The sequence below is a fragment of the Motilibacter rhizosphaerae genome (genome assembly GCF_004216915.1).
GTDB classification, from domain to species: Bacteria; Actinomycetota; Actinomycetes; order Motilibacterales; family Motilibacteraceae; genus Motilibacter; species Motilibacter rhizosphaerae.
In genome coordinates this window covers 780,565-795,695 of record NZ_SGXD01000001.1, presented here as the reverse complement: position 1 = coordinate 795,695, position 15,131 = coordinate 780,565, and the positions used below count along the sequence as shown (strand labels likewise).

The 15,131-nt window shown below is 71.3% G+C and carries 11 protein-coding genes; 8 read left to right on the top strand and 3 right to left on the bottom strand.

Annotated features, from left to right (window positions below):
- Window positions 1–8 precede the first annotated feature (8 nt).
- The 8 genes from EV189_RS03580 (at window position 9) to EV189_RS03545 (ending at window position 10,690) form a co-directional block, all read left to right on the top strand.
- Window positions 9–1,550, top strand: a complete 1,542-nt coding sequence (locus tag EV189_RS03580; RefSeq protein ID WP_130491543.1) for an amino acid permease — start codon at window positions 9–11, stop codon at window positions 1,548–1,550.
- Window positions 1,551–1,717: 167 nt separating this feature from the next.
- Window positions 1,718–2,854, top strand: a complete 1,137-nt coding sequence (gene thiO, locus EV189_RS03575) for a glycine oxidase ThiO (RefSeq protein ID WP_130491542.1) — start codon at window positions 1,718–1,720, stop codon at window positions 2,852–2,854.
- Entirely contained in the window at window positions 2,851–3,057 is a 207-nt protein-coding gene (thiS, locus tag EV189_RS03570; RefSeq protein WP_130491541.1) for a sulfur carrier protein ThiS, read from the top strand. Before thiO ends, thiS begins: the two co-directional genes overlap by 4 nt.
- The gene (locus EV189_RS03565; RefSeq protein WP_130491540.1) at window positions 3,054–3,833 is read left to right on the top strand and encodes a thiazole synthase; all 780 of its coding nucleotides are present in this window, start codon (window positions 3,054–3,056) and stop codon (window positions 3,831–3,833) included. The genes thiS and EV189_RS03565 overlap by 4 nt, the downstream gene beginning before the upstream one ends.
- Window positions 3,830–4,531, top strand: a complete 702-nt coding sequence (locus EV189_RS03560) for a TenA family protein (RefSeq protein WP_231116022.1) — start codon at window positions 3,830–3,832, stop codon at window positions 4,529–4,531. The genes EV189_RS03565 and EV189_RS03560 overlap by 4 nt, the downstream gene beginning before the upstream one ends.
- Window positions 4,532–4,689: 158 nt before the next feature.
- Window positions 4,690–7,335, top strand: a complete 2,646-nt coding sequence (locus EV189_RS03555; RefSeq protein WP_130491539.1) for a discoidin domain-containing protein — start codon at window positions 4,690–4,692, stop codon at window positions 7,333–7,335.
- Window positions 7,336–7,716: 381 nt separating this feature from the next.
- A complete protein-coding gene (locus EV189_RS03550; RefSeq protein WP_130491538.1) occupies window positions 7,717–9,303 on the top strand; it encodes a methyl-accepting chemotaxis protein in 1,587 nt (528 codons plus the stop codon).
- 28 nt (window positions 9,304–9,331) lie between these two features.
- On the top strand, window positions 9,332–10,690 hold the full coding sequence (locus EV189_RS03545) for an ABC transporter substrate-binding protein (protein WP_165400111.1): 1,359 nt from the start codon (window positions 9,332–9,334) through the stop codon (window positions 10,688–10,690).
- A 48-nt stretch (window positions 10,691–10,738) separates the two neighbouring features.
- Here EV189_RS03545 and EV189_RS03540 read toward each other — a convergent pair whose 3' ends face one another.
- The 3 genes from EV189_RS03540 to EV189_RS03530 all read right to left on the bottom strand — a co-directional run bounded on the left by EV189_RS03540 (window position 10,739) and on the right by EV189_RS03530 (window position 15,096).
- The gene (locus tag EV189_RS03540) at window positions 10,739–13,183 is read right to left on the bottom strand and encodes a glycoside hydrolase family 2 protein (RefSeq protein ID WP_130491536.1); all 2,445 of its coding nucleotides are present in this window, start codon (window positions 13,181–13,183) and stop codon (window positions 10,739–10,741) included.
- Window positions 13,184–13,282: 99 nt separating this feature from the next.
- Window positions 13,283–14,092: a carbohydrate ABC transporter permease gene (locus tag EV189_RS03535; protein ID WP_130491931.1), complete on the bottom strand. Its 810-nt coding sequence runs from the start codon at window positions 14,090–14,092 to the stop codon at window positions 13,283–13,285.
- Window positions 14,093–14,145: 53 nt separating this feature from the next.
- The gene (locus EV189_RS03530; RefSeq protein WP_130491535.1) at window positions 14,146–15,096 is read right to left on the bottom strand and encodes a carbohydrate ABC transporter permease; all 951 of its coding nucleotides are present in this window, start codon (window positions 15,094–15,096) and stop codon (window positions 14,146–14,148) included.
- Window positions 15,097–15,131: the final 35 nt, after the last annotated feature.

Below are 15,131 nucleotides of genomic sequence, written 5' to 3'. Positions count from 1 at the left end.
CCCGGCCCATGTCGCTCGATCTCTTCCGCACCAAGCCCGTCGAGGACATCCTCGAGCAGGGCGGTGACGAGGAGGGCCCCGGCTCCGGCGAGAGCGGCGGCGGCCACCTCAAGAAGCGCCTGGGAGCGCTCGACCTCGTCGGCTTCGGGATCGGCATCGTCATCGGTGCCGGCATCTTCACGCTGACCGGCGTGCAGGCCAAGGAGCACGCCGGCCCCGGGATCGTGCTGTCGTTCGCCTTCGCCGGGCTCGCGTCGTTCCTCGCGGCCCTCTGCTACGCCGAGCTCGCCTCCAGCGTGCCGACGGCGGGCAGCGCCTACACCTACGCGTACGCGACGATGGGCGAGATCTTCGCCTGGATCGTCGGGTGGGACCTCGTGCTGGAGTTCTCGCTGGGGGCCGCGTCCGTGGCCCGCGCCTGGTCGGGCTACCTCGCGAACCTCTTCCACCTGCCGTCGTCGCTGTTCGCGGAGGACGGCTCCACGGTCAACATCGGGGCGATCGCGCTGGTAGTGGTGCTGGGGGCCGTGGCCTACACCGGCATCAAGCAGTCCGCGCGGCTGGCGACGGGGCTCGTCATCGTCAAGGTCGCGATCTGCGTGTTCATCATCGCGGTGGGCGTGTTCTACATCAAGCGCTCCAACCTCACGCCGTTCATCCCCCCGTCGAAGCCGGCGAAGGGCGACACGGGCGCGTCGCAGACCCTGGTCGAGGCCGTCCTCGGGGTCTCCCCCGCGGTCTACGGCATCGGCGGCATCCTCACCGCGATGGCCGTGGTCTTCTTCAGCTTCACCGGCTTCGAAGCCGTCGCGAACATGAGCGAGGAGACCCGCAAGCCGCAGCGCAACCTGCCGCTCGGGCTGCTCGGCACCCTCGGCATCTCGCTGCTGCTCTACGTCGGCGTCTCGTTCGTGCTGACCGGCATGGTGAACTACAAGGACATCGACGACAACGCCGCCATCGCCAGCGCCTTCAAGAGCGTCGGGGCGGGCTGGGCGTCGTACTTCGTCGACGTCGCCGCGGTCTGCGGCCTCACCACCGTCGTGCTCGTCGACCTCGTCGCGATGGGCCGCATCGGCTACGCCATGACGAGGGACGGCCTGCTCCCGGGCGCGTCCTCCGCGATCCACCCGCGCTTCGGCACGCCGTACAAGATCACGGTCGTGGTGACCGTGCTCGTCGCCCTGCTCGCGGGCTTCGTGCCGCTGGCCGACCTCGCCAACCTCGTCAGCATCGGCACGCTGTTCGCCTTCGTCCTCGTCTCGCTGGCCGTGCCGATCCTGCGGCACACCCGCCCCGACGTGAAGCGGGCGTTCACCGTGCCCCTCTCGCCGGTGGTCCCCGTGCTGTCCGCGCTGGCCTGCCTCTACCTCATGGCCAACCTCACGCTCGAGACCTGGCTCCGCTTCGTCATCTGGCTCGCGCTCGGCATGGTCATCTACTTCGCGTACGGGCGCCGCCAGGCCCGCCTCGCCGCAGGCCTCGGTGCCCGGCGGCACGGCGACATCGACCTGCGAGAGGGGAGCTCGGCGCCGACCCGCGGGGCTTGAGCGGGGCCGGCAGGCCACCCGGCTAGGCTGCTCCGCGACACGGGAGCCCGGGCCGCGGGCTGAGAGGGACGCCGACGCCGTCCGACCGTCGAACCTGAGACGGGTCATGCCGGCGTAGGGAGTCCGCGGTCCGCGCGCGCACCTGCCCAGGCGGGAGGGCGGGGGCGGTGCAGGACGCGGTCGACGTGGCCGTCGTCGGTGGGGGTGTCGTCGGTCTGTGGACCGCCTTCTGCGCCGCTCGCCGGGGAGCCTCCGTGGCGGTCGTGGACCCCGAGCCCGGACGCGGGGCCAGCTGGACCGCCGCGGGCATGCTCGCCCCCGTCACGGAGTACGCGTACGGCGAGGACGCCCTGCTCGCGCTGACCCTCGCGGCGGCCGCGGCGTACCCCGCTGCGGTCGCGGAGCTGGCCGGGGTGTCGGGCCTCGACGCGGGGTACCGCGCGACGGGCTCGGTGGAGGTGGCCTGGGACGCCGGGGACCTCGCCGCCCTGCGCGACCTCGACGCGCGGCGCCGCGCGCTCGGCCTCGAGACCCGTCTGCTGACCGGGGGGGCGCTGCGGCGCGTCGAGCCCGGACTGGCGACGGGGGTCGCGGGGGGCGTCGTCGCGGCCGGCGAGGCCCAGGTCGACAACCGCGCGATGGTAGCGTCCCTGCTGGTCGCGCTGGAGCGCCTCGGCGTCGCGCTGGTGCGGGAGGCGGCGACGGGCCTGGGCCCGGGGAGCCCCCCGGTCGTGCAGCTCGCGTCGGGGCCCGTACGCGCCGGTGCCGTCGTCCTCGCCGCGGGCGCCGCCACCACACGGCTCCCCGGACTGCCGGAGCACCTCCGGGTGCCGGTCCGCCCCGTGCAGGGCCACACGCTGCGACTGCGCACGGACGAGCCCGTCGTCGAGCACGTGGTCCGCGGCCGCGTGCGCGGGACGCCCGTCTACGTGGTGCCCCGCGCCTCCGGCGAGGTCGTCGTGGGAGCGACCAGCGAGGAGCGCGGCTTCGTCACGGAGCGCCGGGCTGGAGCGGTCCACGACCTGCTCCGCGACGCGCTGCTGCTCGTGCCGGGCCTCGACGAGGCGGAGTGGGTGGAGGTGTCCGCCGGGCTGCGTCCCGGTACCCCCGACAACGGTCCGGTGGTCGGCCCGACGGGCGTCCCCGGCCTCCTGGTCGCGACCGGCCACTACCGCAACGGCGTGCTGCTCGCGCCGACGACCGGGTACGCCGTGGCGGGGCTCCTCGCCGGCGAGCCGCTCCCTGCGGAGCTCGCGGCGTTCGGTCCGGAGCGGTTCGCGCTGCGGCAGGAGGTCCCGGCATGAGCGTCCAGGTCCGGGTGAACGACGAGCAGACCGTGCTCCGCGCGGGCGCCACCGTCGCGGCCCTGGTGGCCGAGCGCTTCGGCGACTCGCGCTGGATCGCGGTCGCCGTCGACGGCGAGGTCGTGCCCCGGCGCGCCTGGGCCGGGCACGTGCTCCACGACGGCGCCGCCGTCGAGGTGCTGACAGCGGTGCAAGGAGGATGACGGTGCACGACCCCCTGGTGATCGCCGGACGCTCGTTCGGCTCGCGGCTCATCATGGGCACGGGCGGTGTCCCGAGCCACGACGTCCTCGACGCCGTGCTCCAGGCCTCGGGGACCGAGCTGTGCACCGTGGCGATGCGCCGGGTGGACGCCGGCACGACCGGCTCGATCCTCGACGTCATCACGGCGCGCGGGGTCGCCCTCCTCCCCAACACGGCGGGCTGCCGCACGGCGCGCGAGGCCGTGCGCACTGCCGAGCTCGCCCGCGAGGCGCTCGGCACCGACTGGGTGAAGCTCGAGGTGGTGGCCGACGACACCACGCTGCTCCCGGACCCCGTGGAGCTGCTCGAAGCGGCAGGAGCGCTGGTGGCCAGGGGCTTCGTCGTCCTGCCCTACACCAACGACGACCCCGTGCTGGCCCGGCACCTGCAGCGCGCGGGGTGCGCGGCGGTGATGCCGCTCGGCGCCCCCATCGGGAGCGGGCTCGGCATCGGCAACCCGCGCAACATCGCCGCCATCGCGGAGGAGGCCACGGTCCCGGTCGTCCTGGACGCCGGCATCGGGACCGCCTCGGAGGCGGCGCTGGCCATGGAGCTCGGCTGCTCGGCGGTGCTGCTCGCGACCGCGGTGACCCGCGCCCAGGAGCCCGCGGTCATGGCCGCGGCCATGGCCGCGGGCGTCCGGGCGGGCCGGCTCGCCCGGCTCGCCGGTCGCATCCCGCGCCGGGAGACGGCGTACGCGTCGTCGCCCACGACCGGGATGGCGGTCCTCGCGTGACCCCGCTGCTCACCGACCCGTCCACCCGACCTGCAGGGGCTGCCACCCGGTGGTGGGGCGCCGCCCTGCCGGTGTACGACGCGATCCTCGCGCACCCGTTCCTCGCGGGGCTCGCGGACGGGACGCTCCCTGCGGCCGCGTTCGAGCGCTACCTCGTCCAGGACGCGCACTACCTGCGCGGCTACGCCCGCGCACTGGCCCTGGTGGCGGCGCACGGCGACGAGGAGGGCGACGTCGCGCTGTTCGCCCGCAGCGCGGCGACGGCGATCGCGGTGGAGCGACAGCTGCACGCGGGCCTGCTCGCCGAGCTCGGCATCGACCCCGAGGCCGCCGCCGCGAGCGAGCCCGGGCCGGCCACTACCGCGTACGTCGACTCGCTGGTGGCAGCGGCGGCCACGGGCTCCTTCGCCGACGGCCTGGCCGCCGTGCTGCCCTGCTACTGGGTCTACGCCCGCGTCGGGGAGGTGCTGCTGCCGGGTTCCTCGCCCGACCCGCGCTACGCCGCCTGGATCGCGACCTACGCCGACCCCGGGTTCCAGCAGACGGTCGCCGCCGTGCTCGACGTCGTCGACCGGGTCGGAGCGGACCTGACCGCCGAGCCGGACGCCCGCGCCCGACGCCTGTACCGGAAGGGCACGGTCCACGAGTGGCTCTTCTGGGACGCCGCGTGGACGGGTCGGAGCTGGCCCTCCTTCTGACGGGGAGGGCCGGAGCACGGAGGGGGCATTCCGGTCACAACACCATAACGGTCCTGCTCGAAGCGCTTCCGCGCTCTTGACGGCTCGTGGGCCGAGGCTGACATTTCATGTCTTGTAGAAAGCCGTGAACGGCTTCCCCCTGCAGAGAGGCAGGCCCCATGCCTGTGGCACCCCTCCGTCCTCGAGCACGTACGAGGACGTCCGTCGGCAGGAGGGGGCGCCGGGTCGCGGCCGCCCTCGCCGGCCTGCTGCTCGCCCCGGTCGCCGCCATCACGGCGACCTCTCCCGCCCACGCGGCTGATGCGCTGCTGTCGCAGGGCAAGACGGCGACCGCCTCCTCGACCGAGAACGCCGGCTCCGCTGCGGCGAACGCCGTCGACGGCAACACCGGCACCCGCTGGTCCAGCGCGTTCTCCGACCCCCAGTGGCTCCAGGTCGACCTCGGCGCCACCGCCACCGTCACCTCGGTCACCCTGCAGTGGGAAGCCGCCTACGCCAAGGCCTTCCAGATCCAGACCAGCACCGACGCCGCCACCTGGACCACCGTCTACAGCACCACCACCAGCACCGGCGGCACCCAGACCCTCCCCGTCAACGGCACCGGGCGCTACGTCCGCATGTACGGCACCGCCCGCGCCACCACCTACGGCTACAGCCTGTGGGAGTTCCAGGTCTACGGCACCACCGGCACCACCGGCGGCGGCACCGGCGGCACGTGCGGCACCACCAACGCCGCCCAGGGCAAGACCGCCACCGCCTCCAGCACCGAGAACGCCGGCACCCCCGCCAGCGCCGCCGTCGACGGCAACCCCGGCACCCGCTGGTCCAGCGCCGCCACCGACCCCCAGTGGATCCAGATCGACCTCGGCACTCCCCAGACCCTCTGCCAGGTCGTCCTGCAGTGGGAAGCCGCCTACGCCAAGGCCTTCCAGCTCCAGACCTCCACCGACGCCGCCACCTGGACTCCCATCTACTCGACCACCACCGGCACCGGCGGCACCCAGACCCTCAACGTCACCGGCACCGGGCGCTACCTCCGCGTCTACGGCACCACCCGCGCCACCCAGTACGGCTACAGCCTCTGGGAGATCCAGGCCTACACCACCGGCAGCGGCGGTGGGACGACGCCGGCGGCCTGCCCGACCCAGTCGGACACCCCGGACTTCGGGGCGAACGTCGCGGTCTTCGACCCGAGCATGAGCGCGGCCACGATCCAGGCCAAGCTCGACGAGGTCTTCAACGCGCAGAAGCTCAACCAGTTCGGCACTCGCCGCGACGCGCTGTTCTTCAAGCCGGGCACCTACAACGGCGTCTACGCCAACATCGGCTACTACACCTCGATCCTCGGCCTCGGCCAGAACCCCGATGACACGAACATCGTCGGCAACGTCACGGTCGACGCCTTCGACGGCACGGGCAACGCAACGCAGAACTTCTGGCGCTCGGCCGAGAACCTCGCCATCACCGCGAACGGTGGCGAGGACCGCTGGGCGGTCGCGCAGGCCGCACCGTTCCGCCGGATCCACGTCAAGGGCAACCTCGACCTCTTCCCGGCGAGCTACGGCTGGGCCTCGGGCGGCTACATCGCCGACACGAAGGTCGACGGCCAGGTCGCGTCCGCGAGCCAGCAGCAGTGGTACTCGCGGGACTCGGGCTTCGGCAGCTGGAGCGGGTCCAACTGGAACATGGTGTTCAGCGGGGTGAGCGGCGCTCCGGCGCAGAGCTTCCCGAACCCGCCCTTCACGACGCTGTCCACGACCCCCGTGTCGCGCGACGTGCCGTACCTCTACGTCGACAGCAGCGGCAAGTACCGCGTGTTCCTGCCGTCCCTGCGCACGAACGCGTCGCAGGCCAGCTGGGCGGGCGGCTCGACCCCGGGCACCTCGGTGCCGATGAGCACGTTCTACGTCGCCAAGCCCACGGACAGCGCGGCGACGCTCAACGGCTACCTCGCCCAGGGCTGCAACCTGTTCTTCACCCCGGGCGTCTACCACCTGAACCAGACGCTCAACGTCACGAAGGCCGGCACCACCGTCCTCGGCGTGGGCATGCCGACGCTGATCCCCGACGGCGGTGTGGACGCGATGCACGTGGCTGACGTCGACGGCGTCCGCATCAAGGGCGTGCTCTTCGACGCAGGGACCACGAACTCGGACACCCTGCTGCAGGTCGGTCCGGCCGGGTCCGGTGGCGCGCACGCCAGCAACCCGACGAGCATCCAGGACGTGTTCTTCCGGATCGGCGGTGCCGGACCGGGCAGCGCGACCAACAGCCTGGTCGTCAACAGCGGCAACGTCATCATCGACCACATCTGGGCGTGGCGCGCTGACCACGGCGCCGGTGTGGGCTGGACCACGAACCCCGCCGCCAACGGGCTCACGGTCAACGGCAACGACGTCATCGCCACGGGTCTGTTCGTCGAGCACTACCAGAAGTTCGAGGTGCTCTGGAACGGCGAGCGCGGCCGCACGATCTTCTTCCAGAACGAGATGCCGTACGACGTCCCCAACCAGGCCGCCTGGATGAGCACCTCCACGACCAACGGGTACGCGGCGTACAAGGTCGCGCCGGGCGTCACCACCCACGAGGCGTGGGGCCTGGGGTCGTACTGCTACTTCAACGTCAACACCTCGGTCAACGCGTACCACGCGTTCGAGGTCCCGAACACCGCCGGCGTGAAGTTCCACGACATGGCGACGGTGAGCCTCGGCGGCAACGGCACGATCACCCACGTGATCAACGACGTCGGCGCCACGGCGCAGGGGTCGGCCACGGTGCCGGTCGACGTGGTGAGCTACCCGTGACCCGCGCGTAGCGAGTCGCACCACTGCTCACCTGCTGCGCCGCTCATCCGCAGCACGCTCGTCCGAGGGGCCCCGCGCACGGCGCGGGGCCCCTCCCCCTTGCCCGTGATCATGCACGTCCTGGGCCGCTCGCCCTCTTCTCCCGTGATCATGCAGGTCCTGGGCGCCCAGGATCTGCATGATCACGGTGGGAGGGGTGGCGCCGACCCCGCGCGGGGCCCCTCCCCTTCCCCGTGATCATGCACGTTGTGGGCCGCTCGCCCTCTTCTCCCGTGATCATGCACGTCTTGGGCCCCTCCCCCGCGCCCTCTGCACTCCCCTCAGGTCTCGGCGGCCGGCGCCGATCGTCTCTGGACAGCGCAGGACTCGGAGGGGTGCGGGATGTTGGCTAGTTGGCGCAATCTGGGCGTACGGGCAAAGCTGCTCGTCGTCACCCTGGTCGCGGGGCTCGCGACCGCAGGCGTGGGCGCCGTCGGTGTCCTGCAGCTGCGCTCGGTGGCGCACACCGCGAAGGTCATCTCCGACAGCCACATGCAGCAGGCGCTGCGCCTCAACGAGGCGCGCAACAACCTACTGCAGGAGGACAACACCCTCCTCGGCTACATCAACCTGAGCGACGACATCTCTCGCCGACAGGCCGAGGCCGACATCAAGGCGGCGGACACGGCCTACGACAAGGCGTGGGCGGCGTACGCAGCGCACAGCACGCACCGCGCGGGCACCAACGACGTGATCCAGAGCGCGGTCGGGTTCTACCGCGACACCCGCGACTCGACGATGCTCCCCGCCGGCCGCAAGGGCGATGTCGCGACCTTCCAGGGCTCACGCGCCAACGAGAACAGCGCGATCTCGGCCGCGAGCGAGAACCTCGACCGCATCGAGAAGATCGAGTCCGACGCGGTGATCAAGGGCAGCCTGCAGATCCAGCGCGCCAAGTCGAGCGCGATCCGCCTGCTCGTCATCGTGCTCCTCCTCGGCCTGGGCATCTCCGTGGCGCTCGCGCTCGTCGTGGCGCAGGCCATCGTCGGCCCGGTGCGCAAGGTGCAGAGCGCCCTCGCCCGCATGGCGACCGGCGACCTCACCGCCGCTGCCCTCGTGCCGTCCGACGACGAGATCGGGCAGATGGCGCACGGCTACGAGCAGGCCCGCCAGGCCATGCGCGACACCGTGGCCGCTCTGACGGAGGCGGCCGACCGCGTCACCGAGGCCTCGGAGCGCGTCCAGGCCTCCGGCGGCCGCATCGGCAGCTCGACCGCGACCGCGGCGGACCGCGCGTCCCTGGTCACCGCCTCCGCGGAGATGGTCTCGGCCAACGTGCAGACCCTCGCCGCGGGCGCCGAGGAGACCGGCGTCGCGATGCAGTCGATCTCGGAGAGCGCCAACAAGGCCGCGGGCGTGGCCAGCGAGGCGGTCGAGGCCGTCGAGAACACCACCGACACGGTGACCAAGCTCGGCGCCTCCTCCGCCGAGATCGGTGAGGTCGTCAAGGTCATCACCGCGATCGCCGAACAGACCAACCTGCTCGCGCTCAACGCCACCATCGAGGCCGCCCGCGCTGGTGAGGCCGGCAAGGGCTTCGCCGTCGTCGCGAGCGAGGTGAAGGACCTGGCCCGCGAGACCGCCAGCGCCACCGAGGACATCGCGCGCCGCGTCGAGGCGATCCAGAGCACGAGCATCCAGGCCGTGGAGGCCATCAGCGGCATCAGCCGGATCATCGCGGAGATCAGCGAGCACCAGATCTCCATCGCCGCCGCCGTCGAGGAGCAGACCGCGACGACCGGCGAGATGAGCCGCAACGTCACCGAGGCCGCGATGCGTACGCACGAGATCGCCGGCACCATCGACGACCTCGCAGGCTCGGTCACGACCGCGGCCGACGACGGCAAGGCCGCCCGCCAGGCTGCTGACGACCTCAGCTCGACCGCCCAGCACCTGCGCGACGCGGTCCACCGCTTCGTCACCGCCTGACCTCCGCACGACGATGGAGACCTCCACCATGAACCTTCCCGTCAGCTCCCGGCGCTTCCTCCGCCGGACGCTCGCCGCTACGGCGGCTACGGCAGCGCTCGCCGTCACCGCGGCGTGCGGCAGTGCAGGCACGGGCGTCGACGCGGCCAGCCGTACGCCGGACGGCATCGACTGCAAGCCGTACGCCGCGTGGATGGGCCACGCCGGCACGACGGTCAACTACATGCACAGCGCCGGCAACAACGTCGTCGCGATCCCGCAGATCATGCAGAACTTCATGGACTGCACGGGGATCACGGTCAAGATGGACGGGCACGCCGACTTCGAGGGCGATCTGACGAAGGCCGTCGAGTCCGGGCACGCTCCTGACATGGCGACGATCTACCAGCCCGGCCTCATCAAGAAGTTCGCCGAGTCGGGAGCGGCGAAGCCCCTCCCGCCGGCGCTGGCTGCCAAGGCGTCGTCCCTCTGGTCGAAGGAGTTCATCGGCTACGGGTCGGACAAGGACAAGCAGTACGGCATCCCGCTGACCGCCGACGTCAAGTCGCTGGTGTGGTACTCCCCGAAGGAGTTCGCGAAGAACGGCTGGCAGGTTCCGGCCACCTTCGGCGACATGCGGAACCTCACCGAGAAGATCGCGGCGTCGGGCAAGGCCCCGTGGTGCGCCGGCTTCGAATCCGGCGGCAACACCGGCTGGCCGGGCACCGACTGGATCGAGGACTTCCTCCTGCGCACCCAGCCGCTCGACGTCTACGACGGCTGGGTCGCGCACACGGTCCCCTTCGCCGACCCGCGCATCCAGAGCACGTTCGACCTCGTCGGCAGCTACCTCAAGGACGACAAGCTCGTGCACGAGGCCGCCGGCAAGATCGGCACGACGCCGTTCCAGACCTCGGGCCTGGGCGTCGTCGAGGGCAAGTGCTCGCTCTACCGCATGGCCGACTTCTACGGCGGGATGTGGCCGAAGGGCGCGAACGTCGCGCCGGACGGTGACGTCTGGGCCTTCTACCTCCCCGCGGTCGACCCCGCCACGGTGAAGCCCGTCCTCGTGGCGGGTGAGTTCGAGGTGGCCTTCTCGCAGCGGCCCGAGGTGCAGGCCGTGCAGGAGTTCACCGCGAGCCAGGAGTACGCCGTCAATCGCTACAAGTTCGGCGGCAGCATCTCGCCGAACAACCTGGCGCCGATGTCGCTCTACGCCAAGCCGTTCGACAAGCTCCAGGCCCAGATCCTGCACGACCCGAAGGCGGTCGTCCGGTTCGACGGTTCGGACATGATGCCGAGCTCGGTCGGCGCCGGTACCTTCTGGCAGCAGATCGTCAAGTGGGTCGAGGGGCAGAGCACCGCCGACACCACGAAGGCCATCGACGCGAGCTGGCCGAAGGGCTGACCCGACTCCCCGTGATCATGCACGTCCTGTGTCCCAGGACGTGCATGATCACGGGGTTCTGGGGTGGAGGAGCTGGTTGGCGCTGCGCAGCACCGACCAGCCGGTGAGCGCGGCGGCGTCGAGCTCGGCGGCGGTGCTGACCTCGAACACCACGGACTCGCCCGGCAGCAGGGTGACGAGCTGCTCGTCGACCTCCGCGTCGGCCGCGGCCTTGTCCGCGAGCAGGGTGAGGTCACGCGCCAGCGCGCCGGCGGTCACCGTCACCGCATAGCCCCGGCCCGTACGCGCCACCGCCGTCGTGAGCTCCGGCGCGGGCAGTGCCGAGTCCCGGTCCTCGGCGAAGAACCACACCGCCCGCTGGGCGCCCGGCACCTCCGCGACGAGGAGCTCCGCCGTCCCGTCCTCGGCCAGCGTCAGCTCCTTCGGCAGGTCGACGGAGACGGTTCCCCACGCGTCGGCGCTGAACGGCAGGGCAGCTGACTCGAGCGTCCTGCCGTCGAACGCGCGCCGGGACACGGCGACCTCCCCCGCCCACGCCTCGCCGCTGTCGTTCGACACGACGACGGCGAGCCCGCCGCTGCGCGGCTGGAGGGTGAGCAGCCGTGGCCGGAAGACCCGGCGGAGGGCGTACCACAGCGGTTTCTTGCGGCCGTCGCCGTCGACCGCCGCCCAGGACGTCACCGGCCAGCAGTCGTTGATCTGCCAGACGACCGCCCCGGAGCAGTGGGGTGCGATGGAGCGGAAGTGCTCGATGCCGAAGGCGATCGCGCGCGCCTGGTTGAGCTGCGTCGCCCAGTGGAAGTCGTCCATCCCCCGCGGCTGCGGGAGGTGCGGCGCGAGCCCGGTCTCGAGCTTCCTGTTGCCCTCCATGGCCTTCTGGTGCAGCAGCACGCCCGGCGACTCGGGCGTCAGCGGCTCGTCGGAGATCGCCCGGGTGAGCGTGGCCCACGTCGGCGGACCCTGCCAGCCGAACTCCGAGACGAAGCGCGGCTCGTAGTCGCGGTAGACCGTGTAGTCGCGCTGGTTCCACACGTCCCAGATGTGCATCGAGCCGTGCGCCGGGTCGTTCGGGTGGCGCTCCGGGTCTACGGAGTACGGACTGCCGTTGGAGTACGGCCGGGTGCCGTCGAGCTCGGCGACGATCGACGGGAGCAGGTCGTCGTAGTAGCCCGCGCCCCAGCTCAGGCCGTCGAGCCGCTCCTGCCACCCCCAGTCGTGGTAGCCCCAGATGTTCTCGTTGTTGCCGTTCCACAGGACGAGGCTCGGGTGGGCGACGAGCCGAGTGACGTTGTCGCGGGCCTCCGCCGCCACCTCGGAGCGCAGCGGCTCCTCCTCGGAGTACGCCGCGCAGGCGAAGAGGAAGTCCTGCCACACCAGCAGTCCCTGCTCGTCGCAGAGCTCGTAGAAGTCGTCCTGCTCGTAGATGCCCCCGCCCCAGACGCGGAGCAGGTTGATGCCGGCGTCGAGCGACTGCGTGATCCGGGCGGCGTACCGCTCGCGCGTCACGCGCTCGAGGAAGCAGTCGTCCGGGATCCAGTTGGCGCCCTTGACGAACACCGGCCTGCCGTTGATGACGAAGGTGAACGAGGTGCCGCGGTCGTCGGGCTCCGTGCGCAGCTCGACAGTCCGGAAGCCGACGCGACCGGACCAGGTGTCGAGGTCGCCGCCGAGCTCGACCGTGACGTCGTAGAGCGGCTGGTCGCCGTGGCCGACCGGCCACCACAGCTCCGCGTCCTCGACCACGACCTCGACGACCGCGGAGGAGGCGCCGGCAGGCACGACGGACTCGACCGTGACGTCGCCCACCCGGGCGACGAGCGGCAGGTCGCCCGCCAGGCCGGCGCGCTCGACGTCGACCGCGACGCGGACGATCCCCCGCGTACCGTCCACGGAGACGAGCGGGCGCACCGCTGCGAGCCGCGCACCCGACCACGCCTGCAGGCTGATCGGCTTCCAGATCCCGACGGTGGCGAGGTCGGGCCCCCAGTCCCAGCCGAAGTTGCAGGCCATCTTCCGGATGGCGTTGTACGGGTGGGTGTTGACGTGGGGGCGCCGGCCGATCTGCTCGGACGCCTCGTCCGCGGCCTTGACCGGGGAGCGGAAGGCGACGGCCAGCGTGTTGTCCCCGACGGAGAGCAGCGCGCCCACGTCGACGCGGTAGGTGCGGTGCATGTTGCGCGTCTCGGCGACCGTGCGCCCGTTGAGCTCCACCCTGGCCACGGTGTCGAGCCCCTCGAGGACGAGGTCGACGCGCTCGTCCGCCCCGCCGGCCCACGCGAAGCTCGTCTCGTAGCGCCAGTCCGTGCGGCCCACCCACTGCAGCAGCTGCTCGTTGAGGTCGAGGTACGGGTCCGCGATCAGCCCGGCGGCCAGCAGGTCGGTGTGCACGCTGCCGGGCACGGTGGCAGGGACGGTGGCGGCCGCGACGTCGGGCGGCGGGTCCCCGGCCACGGCGCGGACGGTCCAGCCGTCATGGAGGTCGGTACGCAGCACGGAAGCTCCCGGAAGCAGGGGGTGGACGGGTGCAGACGGGACCACGGCAGCCTACGGCGCCGCCGGGCGGTGGCGCTGTGGCCAGCAGGCGGGGCAGGGCTACTTGGTCGCGCCCGAGGTGAACCCGTTGTAGACGTAGCGCTGGAGCGCCAGGAAGAGCACGAGCGAGGGCAGCGCGATGATGACGATCGCGGCCGAGATGATCTCCCACTGCCCGCCGTACGGGCCCTGGAAGGCGTACAGCGAGGTCGACACCGTCTGCAGCTCCGGTTTGGGCATGTAGAGGAACGGCACGAAGAAGTCGTTGTAGATCGCGACGCCCTTGACGATGCAGACCGTGGCGATCGCCGGGCGCAGCAGCGGGAAGATGATCCGGAAGAAGATCGACAGGACGTTGGCGCCGTCCAGCGCCGCCGCCTCGTCGAGCTCGCGGGGGATGCCGCGGAGGAACTGCAGGAAGATGTAGATCGAGATGATGTCCGTGCCGAGGAAGAGCAGGATCGCGGACCAGCGAGTGTTGAACAGCCCGAGGTGGTTGACGATCTGGAAGACGGCGACCTGCGTGGTGATCCCCGGGATCAGGGTGGCGACGACGAACCCTGCCAGCACCAGCTTCTTCCCTCGGAACTCGAAGCGGTCCAGCGCGTACGCCGTCATCGACGCGACGAGGATGTTCCCCACGAGCGACACCACGAGGATGATCCCGGTGTTGAGGAAGCCGCGCGCCATGTTGCCGTCGGTCCACGCCGTCGCGTAGTTGCTGAGGTGCAGGCCGTGCGGGAGCGCCAACGGGTAGCCGGAGAAGAGCTCGTCGTTGCTCTTCAGGCTGTTGAAGAGGATGACGAGCATCGGCACGAGCATGAACGCCGACGCGGCGAGCAGGGACGCGTACTTCAGCGCGCTGAGCATGCGGCCGCGTGCCCGCGAGTCGCGGAGCGGCGCGGGCGTCCCGGGGACGGCGCTCACGTGAGGTTCACCTTCTCGTCCGGGAGCAGGCGCCGGAGCCCGACGACCACGATGAGCGTGATGACGAGCAGGATGATCGCCAGCGCCGAGGCGAGACCCACCTTGTGCGACTCGACGAAGGCGAGCTGCACGATCTCGATGACGAACGTCTGCGTGCCGTTGGCACCCTTGAGGATGATGTACGGCGTGTCGAAGGCCGCGAGCGAGCCGGCGATGCTGAGGATGAACGACAGCGCCACCAGCGGCTTGATACCGGGGAAGATGATGTAGCGGAACTGCTGCCAGCGGCTGGCACCGTCGAGGTCCGCGGCCTCGTAGAGCGCTCCGGGGATCGACTGGATCGCCCCGAGGAAGATGACGAAGTTCAGGCCGAGGTAGCGCCAGATCGACACCGTCACCATCGACCAGTTGACGATGCTCGTGTTGCCCAGCCACTGCTGCTTGACGGAGCCCAGCCCCACGAGGGACAGCACCGCGTCGACCGTGCCGTTCTCCTGGAAGGCGAACTGGAAGATCATGGCGATGGCCACGGTGTTGAGCAGGAAGGGGAAGAAGATGATGCCCTTCCAGAGGTTGCGGAAGCGCACGCTGAAGCTGAGCACGGTCGCGAGGTAGAGCGCGAGCACCATCTGCACGACGCTGCCGACCATGTAGTAGAGGCTGACCCAGAAAGCCCGGAAGAGCTCCGGGCGCTGGTAGACCTCCTGGTAGTTCGCGAGTCCGACCCACTTGGGCGTCCCCAGCCCCGCGTAGTCGCTGAACCCGTACCACACGAGGTCGATGCTCGGGAGGTAGACGAAGACCAGCAGCAGGGTGACGGGCACGAGCAGGAAGAGGTACGGCGTCAGCGTCGTGAGCAGCGGCTGCTTCCGCGCACGGCCGGAGCCACCCCGCGGACTGCCACTGCCCCGCGCCTCGCGGGCGGCGCGGCCCATGACGACGGTCATGTCTCCTCGTCTCCTCAGGGTGGTGCCGGCAGCGC

Bases quoted from the DNA above. Each gene is read 5' to 3' on its own strand.
- EV189_RS03580 (WP_130491543.1), top strand. From the start codon at position 9: ATGTCGCTCGATCTCTTCCGCACCAAGCCCGTCGAGGACATCCTCGAG.
- thiS (WP_130491541.1), top strand. From the start codon at position 2,851: ATGAGCGTCCAGGTCCGGGTGAACGACGAGCAGACCGTGCTCCGCGCG.
- EV189_RS03555 (WP_130491539.1), top strand. From the start codon at position 4,690: ATGCCTGTGGCACCCCTCCGTCCTCGAGCACGTACGAGGACGTCCGTC.
- EV189_RS03530 (WP_130491535.1), bottom strand. From the start codon at position 15,096: ATGACCGTCGTCATGGGCCGCGCCGCCCGCGAGGCGCGGGGCAGTGGC.
- EV189_RS03535 (WP_130491931.1), bottom strand. From the start codon at position 14,092: ATGCTCAGCGCGCTGAAGTACGCGTCCCTGCTCGCCGCGTCGGCGTTC.
- EV189_RS03550 (WP_130491538.1), top strand. From the start codon at position 7,717: ATGTTGGCTAGTTGGCGCAATCTGGGCGTACGGGCAAAGCTGCTCGTC.
- EV189_RS03545 (WP_165400111.1), top strand. From the start codon at position 9,332: ATGAACCTTCCCGTCAGCTCCCGGCGCTTCCTCCGCCGGACGCTCGCC.
- EV189_RS03565 (WP_130491540.1), top strand. From the start codon at position 3,054: ATGACGGTGCACGACCCCCTGGTGATCGCCGGACGCTCGTTCGGCTCG.